The sequence below is a fragment of the Streptomyces sp. NPDC044063 genome (genome assembly GCF_056434285.1).
In genome coordinates this window covers 17,329-27,430 of the sequence record NZ_JBWKFM010000051.1, presented here as the reverse complement: position 1 = coordinate 27,430, position 10,102 = coordinate 17,329, and the positions used below count along the sequence as shown (strand labels likewise).

The window sequence follows — 10,102 nt, the reverse complement described above, 5'->3', positions numbered from 1 at the left end:
GCCTCGCGGCGCATGACGTAAGACAGCACCCCGGCCTGCGTCCACGCCCCCACCAGTAGCGCCGCCGCCGTCACGGCGACAGGCCGCCCGCGCCGGCCAGGGCCAGGAAGGGGTAGTACGGCCAGCACAGCGGCAGCGCCGCCGCCACGGCGGCGCCCGCCGCGACCCGCCGCCACACCTCCCGGGCCGGCCACGGCCGTGCCCCCAGCAGCACGGCCGCGGCCCCGAGCACCGCGACCGCGCCGGTGAACTGATGGCACAGCAGCACCGCCGCCAGCAGCACCCCCAGCCCCAGGAAGCCGGCCGTCCCCCAGCCCCCGGCCAGGGCCCGCCGCAGCAGCGCCCACAGATGGAGGGAGAGGCCGAGGGCGAAGGTGCCGGGGTAGGCCAGGGTCAGGCAGAGCGAGGTGAGGCCGGGCAGGCCGCTCCACGCGAACAGCCGCACCCCGTACAGCAACGCCACGCACAGCAGGGCGACCGGTACGGCCGCCGGCCGCCGGCTGAACGTACGGACGAACGCGGCGATCCCCGTGCCCAGCAGGGTGAGTCCGGCGAGCCCGGCCAGCCGCAGCACCGCGAAGGTGCTCCAGCCGCCCGCCGTCGCGACGAGCGCCAGCACCACGGTCCACGGCGAGTAGTACGGGCTGTCGGTGTCCTCGTCCACCAGCGGGTTGCCCGGGTGCAGGAGGTCGGCTCGCAGCCGTTCCAGGACCGCCCCGTGCATGCCGAGGTCGCCGGACCACGGCAGCCGCACCACCATGAGCAGCAGCAGGGCCGCCAGCAGCAGGACGGCGACGGCCGCCGCCCGCCGCGCGCCGGGCGCGACGAGACGCACGACGAGGGGCACGACGAAGGGCGGGGCGGGACGCGGGGCGGCGCGGGACACGGGTCAGCGGGCGCGCTTGCCGGGCCTCGCCGCGCGCAGCGCCTTCGAGCGCAGCCGCCAGGGCATGGCGACGGATTCGAGCTGGACGGCGAGGTTCATCTTCGACTCCCCCGCCGCACGGTCCTCGAAGTGGATGGGCACCTCCAGGACGGTGAAGCCGGAGCGCAGCGCGCGGTACTTCATCTCGACCTGGAAGCTGTAGCCGGCGCTGTCGACGGAGCCGAGGTCGACGGCGCGCAGCGCGTCGGCGCTCCAGAGGTTGAAGCCGCCGGTGATGTCGCGGACGCGGGTGCCGAGGACGCCGCTGGCGTACGCGTTGGCCCAGCGGGACAGCAGCTTGCGGTGGGTGCCCCAGGCGTCGGAGAGGGTGCCGCCGGGCACGTACCGGCTGCCGACGACGACGTCCGCGCCGGTGGCCAGGGCGGCGCCGAGCAGTTCGGGGACGCGGTCGGCGGGATGACTGCCGTCGGCGTCCATCTGCAGGACGTAGGCGGCCCCTTCGGCGACGGCGTGGTCCATGCCGGCGGCGTAGGCGCGGCCGAGGCCGTCCTTGGCGGTGCGGTGCAGGACGTCCATGCGGGTGCGGCCGACCTCGTTGTACTTCTCGGCGAGCTGGTCGGCGATGGTGCCGGTGCCGTCGGGACTGTTGTCGTCGACGACCAGCAGCCGCAGGCCCGCCAGGGGCAGGGCCATCAGCGCCTCGGCCATGGTGGGCAGGTTCTGCGCCTCGTTGTAGGTCGGCATGACCACGGTCAGGGGGACGCGCCCCCATTCGGCGGGCAGCGGGGTCGCGAGGGCGGTGTGACGGGGAGCGCTCATGGTCGGCGGTTCCTTGTCGGTACGACCGGCGGAGGGGGCCACGGCCGGCGAAGGCGGACGGGGGCGGAGGTCACACGAAGGGGATCACAGGAAGGGGATCACGGGACACGCGCGAGGAGAAGCACGAGGAGGCCGGACGACGGAGGTCAGACGGCGGAGAAGCGGATGGCCGCGTCGGGGATGGCCGTGCCGCACCAGACGCGGGCCCCCTCGCGCAGCTCGTTGTCCGCGCCGATGCGGGAGTGGTCCCCGATCACCGCGCCGTCGAGCACGGTCCGCGGGCCCACCCGGGCGTCCCGGCCGACCATGGAGTCCCGTACGCGCGCGTCCGCCTCGATCCGGGCGCCGTCGAGGACGACGGACCCCTGGACGTCGGCGCCCGCCGCGACGTGCGCGCCGGCCCCGACGACCGTGCCGCCGCCGAGCCGGGCGCCGCTCTCGACGTGGGCGCCGGGCAGCACGAGGTGCTCGCCGGGCTCCCCGGGCACCGCCGGGGAACGGACGATGCCGCGTACGAGGTCGGCGGAGGCCTGGACGAAGGAGGCGGGGCGGCCGACGTCCAGCCAGTAGGAGGCGTCGACGACGCCGTGCAGCGGGGCGCCGGCGGCGAGCAGCCCGGGGAAGGTCTCGCGTTCGACGGAGACCGGCCGGTCGGCGGGGATGGCGTCGATCACCTCGCGCCGGAAGACGTAGCAGCCGGCGTTGATCTGATCGGTGACGATCTCCTCGGGCCGCTGCGGCTTCTCGGTGAAGGCGAGCACCCGGCCGTCCGCGTCGGTGGGCACGAGGCCGTAGGCGCCCGGGGAGGCCACCCGGGTGAGGTGGAGGGTGACGTCGGCCTGGGCGCGCTCGTGGCGCAGCAGCAGGCCCTGGATGTCGAGGCCGGTGAGGATGTCGCCGTTGAGGACCAGGACGGGGTCGGCCGGGCCGGAGGTCAGCGCGCGGGCGGCGTGCCGGATGGCGCCGCCGGTGCCCAGGGGCTCGTCCTCGGTGGCGTAGGTGAGCCGCAGGCCGTGGGCGGAGCCGTCGCCGAAGTAGGGCTCGAAGACGTCGGCGAGGTAGGAGGTGGCGAGCACGACGTGGTCGACGCCGGCGGCTCTGGCACGGGCCAGCTGGTGGGCGAGGAAGGGCACGCCCGCCGCCGGGACCATGGGCTTGGGGGTGTTGAGGGTCAGCGGCTGGAGCCGAGTGCCCTTGCCGCCGACGAGCAGTACCGCCTCTGTCATGCCAGTTCCTTGCCCGGTTGTGATCACATCGTCGCACTGCGTCATTTTTTGCGGCAATTTACACTACAATCGGCTGTCTACGTGAAATGTCCGCTAGGCGTGGCGACCGCACCGGGAGATGCCCTTGCGACCGACCCGACCGACCCGAACAACCCCGCCGACCCGCACGACCCCGCCGAGCCGCACCACTCCACCGGCACACCGCGCGCCCCGCCCACGCGGCCGGGACCGCCTGCTGGCGCTCGTTCACGAGTTCGCGAAGTTCGGCACGGTGGGCACCCTGGGGATCTTCGTGAACCTCGGTGTGTTCAACGTCTGCCGGGGGGCCACCGGGCTGCCGGTGGTGCGCTGCAGCGTGATCGCGACCACTGTCGCCATCGCCTTCAACTATCTGGGTCTGCGCTACTTCACCTACCGGGACCGCGACAAGGGCCACCGCAGCCGGGAGGTGCTCCTCTTCGCCGTCTTCAGTGGCATCGGGCTGGTCATCGAGAACGGCATCCTCTACGCCGCCACCTACGGCTTCGGCTGGTCGAGCCCGTTCCTCAGCAACGCCTTCAAGTTCCTGGGCATCGCCGCGGCCACCCTCTTCCGCTTCTGGTCCTACCGCGCGTGGGTGTTCCGGCAGAGCGGCGGCGGGCGTCACGGCGAGCCGTCGAAGAGCACGAGCAACCCGGCCGCGTACCACCCCGAGACCACCGCACCTCCACCGTAGAGACAGATCCGCACCCCAAGCGGAACACGCGCGAGCGGCCGCGCCGCCAACAGCAGCGGAACCGGCAGGAACGGCAGCATGAAGCGTGGTTTCGAGAACTGCGACCCGGGCGTGCCCATCATCAGCAGCCAGGCGGCGGCGACCACCGCCGCCAGCGGCCAGGGCACGCGCCGGTCCAGCGCCAGGGCCACCGCGGCGGCCGCGGTCAGCAGGACGACCGCCACCACGGCCACGTGCCGGACGTCCGCGGCGTGCCCGTCCCGGTAGAGGAAGACCTCCCACAGGAAGCGCACCGTCCCGGCGCCGAAGTCGTAGGACTGCCCCCAGGCCCGCTCCGCCTCGAACCAGCCGTCCCACCGCCCCACCCTGCTGCCCAGGAACAGCCAGCCGGCCACCAGCCCCACCGGGGCCAGCGCGAGCGCCGGCCACGGCCGCGGGCCGGCCCGCCCCCGCAGCACCGCCCAGCCCGCCGCCAGCACCAGCGTCGCGATGAGCACGGTGGCCGTGGGCCTGACCGCGCCGGCCAGCGCGCACAGCACGCCCGCCGTCACCCAGCGGGCCGCCAGCAGGGCCACCAGGGCCCACAGCAGCAGCGCGCTGAAGACCGCCTCCGAGTACGGCACCCACAGCGCGAAGGCGTACGGCGAGCAGGCCCACAGCGCCACGCACGCGTAGCCGGCGCCCGTGCCGCCCCCGGTGGCCCGTACGAGCGTGAACGCACCGGCCGCGGCGGCCGCCGCCGCGCACCAGGAGACGAGCACCCCGGCGTACGCGTACGGGAGAGCGGTCAGCAGGTGGGCACCGCGGATCAGGGCCGGCACGAGCGGGAAGAAGGCGAGCCGGCTGTACTCCGGCGTCCCGTCGGGGCGGTAGCCGAGCGAGCGGGGGTAGCCGCGCTCGGCGACGTGGAGGTAGTTGCCACTGTCCCAGCGGTACAGCAGCCAGCGCGTCCCGTGCCCGAGGTGGTGGTTGATCAGCAGCAGTACGGCGAAACCGGCGGCCGCCACGGCCAGATACAGGGCCACCGCGAGGGCCGTCTCCCGGCGGCCGGGGACGGGAACACGCCGCGACGGGCGGGAAACGAGCCGTGGGACGACTGCCATCCGTCTCTCTTAGCACGCGAAAGGGGCGACTCCGGGGGTTTTCCCCGGAGCCGCCCCTTTCATACCGATGGGCAGCGCATACCGATGGGCAGCGCACACCGATGGGCAGCGCACACCGATGGGCAGCGCCCGCCGATGGGCAGCGCCCACCGATACGGCGCGGGACCTACCGTCAGCCGTGCGTGCGCAGCAGCGTGCGCATGGTGCGCATCGCCACCGACAGGTTGGCCAGGTCGAAGGAGTCCGAGCCGCGGATCTCGTCCAGCGTCGTGCGGGCGCGGGTCAGGATGGCGGCGTTGCGCTCCTCCCACTCCAGGAACCGCTCCTCCGGGCTGGAGGCGCCGTTCCCGGCCGAGAGGATCTCGGCGGTGAGGGCCGCGTGGGCGGCGTAGAGGTCCTCGCGGATGGAGGCGCGGGCCATGGACTGCCAGCGGTCGGAGCGCGGCAGTTCGATGATCCGGTCCATCAGCTGGGTGATGTGCAGCCGGTCGGCCAGGTCGTAGTAGACCTCGGCCACGTCGAGCGGCTGCTTGCCCGTGCGCTCGGCGGTGGCGACGATGTCCAGCGCCGGGAACGCGGACGAGAAGCCCGCGACCTTGACCGCCAGCTCGTCCGGCACGTCGGAGGCGACCAGCTCGTCGTGGATGGACTGCCACCACTCCATGTCGGCACCGCGCAGCAGCTTGGGCAGCTCGGACCAGACCGCGTTGACGTCGTCGCGGAAGAACTCGATGGTCTCCGCCAGCTGCAGGGGCTGCGGCCGGTTGTTGAGCAGCCAGCGCGTGCCGCGCTCCACCAGACGGCGCGAGTGCAGCCGGACGCGGGTCTGGACGTCGGCGGCCACCGCGTTGTCCAGCGCCTCGACGGCGTCCCAGACGGCGTTCAGGCCGAAGATCTCCCGGGCGGCGGTCTGCGCCCGGACGATCTCCTCCAGCGAGGCTCCGCTCTCCTCCCGCAGGCGGTGGAGGAAGGTGGAGCCGCCGGTGTTGACGGTGTCGTTGACCAGGACGGTGGTGACGATCTCGCGGCGCAGCGCGTGGGTGTCGATCTGCGCGCCGAACGACGTCCGCAGGGCCTGCGGGAAGTAGGCGTAGAGCAGGCGCTGGAGGTACGGGTCGTCGGGCAGCTCGGTGGTGAGCAGCTCCTCCGCCGCGGTGATCTTGATGTAGGCGAGGAGGACGGCCAGCTCGGGCTGGGTCAGCCCGCGGCCGGCGGACAGCCGCTCGCGGATCTGCCGGTCGCTGGGCAGGAACTCCAGGGCGCGGTCCAGGTGGCCGTCGCGGCTGAGCCTGCGCATGACCCGCTGGTGGGCGTGGAGCAGGCTGGGGGCCTGGGCCACACCGTTGGCCAGGGCGACGTTCTGCGCGTAGTTGTTGCGCAGCACCAGCTCGCCGACCTCGTCGGTCATCTCCGCCAGCAGCTTGTTGCGCTGCTTGACGGTCATGTCGCCCTCGGTGACCAGGGCGTTGAGCAGGATCTTGATGTTCACCTCGTGGTCCGAGGTGTCCACGCCGGCGCTGTTGTCGATGGCGTCGGTGTTGATCCGGCCGCCGGTGGACTCCGGGCCGCCGGACAGTGCGAACTCGATGCGGCCGAGCTGGGTGAGGCCCAGGTTGCCGCCCTCGCCCACGACCTTGACGCGCAGGTCCCGGCCGTCGACGCGGATGGCGTCGTTGGCCTTGTCGCCCACGTCGGCGTGCGACTCGGTGGACGCCTTGACGTAGGTGCCGATGCCGCCGTTCCACAGCAGGTCGACCGGCGAGCTGAGGATGGCCTTCATCAGCTCGGCGGGGGTCATCTTGGTGACGCCCGGCTCGATGCCGAGGGCCTGCCGGACGTGCGCGTTGACCGGGATGGACTTGGCGCTGCGCGGGTGGACGCCGCCGCCCTGGGAGAGCAGCGAGGTGTCGTAGTCGGCCCAGGAGGAGCGCGGGAGCTCGAACAGGCGGCGGCGCTCGGCGTAGGAGACGGCCGCGTCCGGGGTCGGGTCGAGGAAGATGTGGCGGTGGTCGAAGGCGGCGACCAGGCGGATGTGCTCGGAGAGCAGCATGCCGTTGCCGAAGACGTCGCCGGACATGTCGCCGACACCGACGACGGTGAAGTCCTCGGTCTGGGTGTTGTGGCCCAGCTCGCGGAAGTGGCGCTTGACCGACTCCCAGGCACCGCGGGCGGTGATGCCCATGCCCTTGTGGTCGTAGCCCGCCGAGCCGCCGGAGGCGAACGCGTCGCCGAGCCAGAAGCCGTAGGACTCGGCCACCGCGTTGGCGATGTCGGAGAAGGTCGCGGTGCCCTTGTCGGCGGCGACGACGAGGTACGTGTCGTCCTCGTCGTGGCGGACGACGTCCTTGGGCGGCACGACCTCGCCGCCGACCATGTTGTCGGTGATGTCGAGGAGACCGGAGATGAAGGTCTTGTACGAGGCGATGCCCTCGGCCAGCCACGCGTCGCGGTCCACGGACGGGTCCGGGAGCTGCTTGCCGACGAAGCCGCCCTTGGCGCCGACCGGCACGATGACGGTGTTCTTGACCATCTGCGCCTTGACCAGGCCCAGGATCTCGGTGCGGAAGTCCTCGCGCCGGTCGGACCAGCGCAGACCACCGCGGGCGACCTTGCCGAAGCGGAGGTGGACGCCCTCGACGCGCGGGGAGTAGACCCAGATCTCGAAGGCCGGGCGCGGCGCCGGCAGGTCCGGGATGGCCTGCGGGTCCAGCTTGATCGACAGGTACGGACGCGGGTCGCCGTGCTCGTCGCGCTGGAAGTGGTTGGTGCGCAGCGTGGCCTTGATGACGGTCAGGAAGGAGCGCAGGATGCGGTCCTCGTCCAGGCTCGCGACCTGGTCGAGGGCGCCCTCCAGCTCCTCCTCCATCCCGTCGATGAGCTCGGTGCCGGCGCGCTGGAGGGCCGGGGACATCCGGGCCTCGAAGAGGTTGACCAGCAGGCGGGTGGTGTGGACGTTGTTGCTGAGGGTGTCCTCCATGTACGCCTGGCTGAAGGTCGTACCGGCCTGCCGCAGGTACTTGGCGTAGGCCCGGAGCACCATCGCCTGCCGCCAGTCGAGGCCGGCCAGCAGGACGAGCTTGTTGAAGTTGTCGTTCTCCGCGGCGCCGGTCCACACGGCCGCGAAGGCCTCCTGGAAGCGGGCGCGCGCGTCGTCGCCCACGATGCCCTCGGGCAGCCGCAGACCGAAGTCGTAGATCCAGGCGGTGGTCCGGTCCGAGCAGCGCAGCTCGTACGGGCGCTCGTCGACGACCTCGACGCCCAGGCGCTGGAGGACGGGGAGGACGGCGGAGAGCGAGACCGGCTCGCCCGTGCGGTAGATCTTGAAGCGGCGCTCGCCGGGCTGGGCGCCGACCGGCTCGTACAGGCTCAGCGCGAAGTCGCGGTCGCCGCCGGCGGTCACCTTCTCCAGGTGGCCGAGGTCGGAGACGGCGCTGCGCGGGCTGTGGTCGGCCTTGTAGCCCTCGGGGAAGGCCTGACCGTAGCGGCGCAGCAGCTCGGCCGCGCGCTCCTCGCCGACCTCGGCGATGAGCGTCTCGGCGAAGCCGTCGGCCCAGGAGCGGGCGGCCTCGACCAGGCGGGCCTCGATGCGCTCGACGTCGGCGTCGGAGAGGTCCGGCAGGGTGGCGCCGGGGTCGACGCGGACGACGAAGTGCAGACGGGAGAGGACCGACTCGGTGTTCCAGGCGGTGAAGTCGACGCTGGTGCCGCCGAGCTCCTCCTTGAGGATGTCGATCAGGCGCAGCCGGACGCCGGTGGTGTAGCGGTCGCGCGGCAGGTAGACCAGGGCGGAGTAGTAGCGCCCGTACTCGTCGCGGCGCAGGTACAGCCGCAGCCGGCGGCGCTCCTGGAGGTAGAGCACGCTGGTGGCGATGGCGCGCAGCTGGTCGGGGTCGGTCTGGAAGAGCTCGTCGCGCGGGTAGGTCTCCAGGATCTGGAGGAGGTCGCGGCCGTCGTGGCTGTCGGCGCTGAAGCCGGCGTCGGCCAGCACCTTGGCGACCTTGCGGCGGATGACCGGGACGCGGCGGACGGACTCGGTGTACGCGGCCGACGAGAACAGGCCCAGGAAGCGGCGCTCGCCGATGACGTTGCCGGCGGCGTCGAACTTCTTGACCCCGATGTAGTCGAGGTACGAGGGGCGGTGGACGGTGGCGCGGCTGTTGGCCTTGGTCAGGACGAGCAGCCGGTGCTCACGGGCCTTGGCACGGGCGTCCGCCGGGAGCCGGCTGAAGGACGGCGAGGAGGGGCGCGAGAGCGGCGCGTGGTGGCCGTCGTGGTGCCCGTCGGGGGTGTGGGAGGGGTCGGAGCGCAGGATGCCCAGGCCGGTGCCCGGAACGGCCGTGAGGACGTCCTCCTCGCCACCGCTGGTGACGGCCCGGGTCAGCTCGTACTCGCGGTAGCCCAGGAAGGTGAAGTGGTCGGCGGCCAGCCAGCGCAGCAGCTCGCGGGCCTCGTCCAGCTCGATGTCGGCGATGTCGCCGGTCGGCTCGTCGGCCAGGCCGTCGGCCATGCGCAGGGCGGCGTCGCGCATCTTGCCCCAGTCCTCGACCGTCTCGCGGACGTCGGACAGGACGCGCAGCAGGTCGGCGGAGATCTGCTTGAGGTCGTCGCGGTCGGTCTCGCGGTCGATCTCGACGTGGATCCAGGACTCGACGAGGGCGTCGTGGGGCAGCTCGCCGTCGGTGCCGGTGCCGGAGCCGTGGGCGTCGCAGGCGGAGCCGAGGACCTCCAGGAGGCGGCCGGTCACGTCACGGCGGACGATCACCTGAGGGTGGATGACGACGTGGATGCCGCGGTTCTGGCGCGTGAGCTCGTTGGTGACCGAGTCGACCAGGAAGGGCATGTCGTCGGTGACGACCTCGACGACGGAGTGGCTGGACGTCCAGCCGTTCTCCTCCACGGTCGGCGTGTGGACGCGGACGTTCGCGGTGCCCTGCGGCCGGTTCTCGGCCAGGCGGTAGTGCGAGATGGCCGCGCCGTAGATGTCGACCGGGTCGCGCCCCACGAGGTCCTCGGGGGCGGTGTGCAGGTAGTAGCGCTGGAGGTAGGCGGTCATGGTCGCGTGGTCGACCCCGCCCTCGCCCTGGTGGCCGGTGGGGCGGGGCACCCCGGAACCGGTGTCAGCGACGCGGGCCGCCCGCTCGAGCAAATCGGCCTTGGCTTCGTCCAGCTTGGTCTGCATGTCCTCAGGCTCCTGTCGCGCGCCGTTGCGAGACATAGGTGGTGATGGCGTTACGCCGCGACGCGGGATCTCCGGTCGTCTTCGACGTTATGCCGGGATGAGGGGTGACCGGGGCGTTCTCGGTGAAGTTCGTGTGAAGCGCCCGGTTCCGGGAATCAGCGGCTGCCCGGGCGT

The 10,102-nt window shown here is 72.5% G+C and carries 6 protein-coding genes; 1 reads left to right on the top strand and 5 read right to left on the bottom strand.

The window, feature by feature from the left end; all coding sequences use genetic code 11:
• Positions 1-70: 70 nt before the first annotated feature.
• The 3 genes from AC07BS_RS34155 to manB all read right to left on the bottom strand — a co-directional run bounded on the left by AC07BS_RS34155 (position 71) and on the right by manB (position 2,931).
• The gene (locus tag AC07BS_RS34155; protein ID WP_478935465.1) at positions 71-886 is read right to left on the bottom strand and encodes a hypothetical protein; all 816 of its coding nucleotides are present in this window, start codon (positions 884-886) and stop codon (positions 71-73) included.
• Positions 887-889: 3 nt separating this feature from the next.
• Positions 890-1,705 (bottom strand): polyprenol monophosphomannose synthase, encoded by an 816-nt coding sequence (locus AC07BS_RS34150; RefSeq protein ID WP_478650690.1) that lies wholly within the window; start codon positions 1,703-1,705, stop codon positions 890-892.
• Positions 1,706-1,851: 146 nt separating this feature from the next.
• Positions 1,852-2,931: a mannose-1-phosphate guanylyltransferase gene (manB, locus tag AC07BS_RS34145; protein WP_478935463.1), complete on the bottom strand. Its 1,080-nt coding sequence runs from the start codon at positions 2,929-2,931 to the stop codon at positions 1,852-1,854.
• A gap of 235 nt (positions 2,932-3,166) precedes the next feature.
• Here manB and AC07BS_RS34140 point away from each other — a divergent pair, with 235 nt between their 5' ends.
• Positions 3,167-3,646: a GtrA family protein gene (locus tag AC07BS_RS34140; protein ID WP_478935466.1), complete on the top strand. Its 480-nt coding sequence runs from the start codon at positions 3,167-3,169 to the stop codon at positions 3,644-3,646.
• Here the strand turns inward: AC07BS_RS34140 and AC07BS_RS34135 are convergent.
• Positions 3,574-4,749, bottom strand: coding sequence for a hypothetical protein (locus tag AC07BS_RS34135; protein ID WP_478650694.1), 1,176 nt, complete (start codon positions 4,747-4,749; stop codon positions 3,574-3,576). The two genes, AC07BS_RS34140 and AC07BS_RS34135, sit on opposite strands and share 73 nt — an antisense overlap.
• A gap of 172 nt (positions 4,750-4,921) precedes the next feature.
• A complete protein-coding gene (locus tag AC07BS_RS34130; RefSeq protein WP_478650695.1) occupies positions 4,922-9,928 on the bottom strand; it encodes an NAD-glutamate dehydrogenase in 5,007 nt (1,668 codons plus the stop codon).
• Between the last annotated feature and the right edge of the window lie 174 nt (positions 9,929-10,102).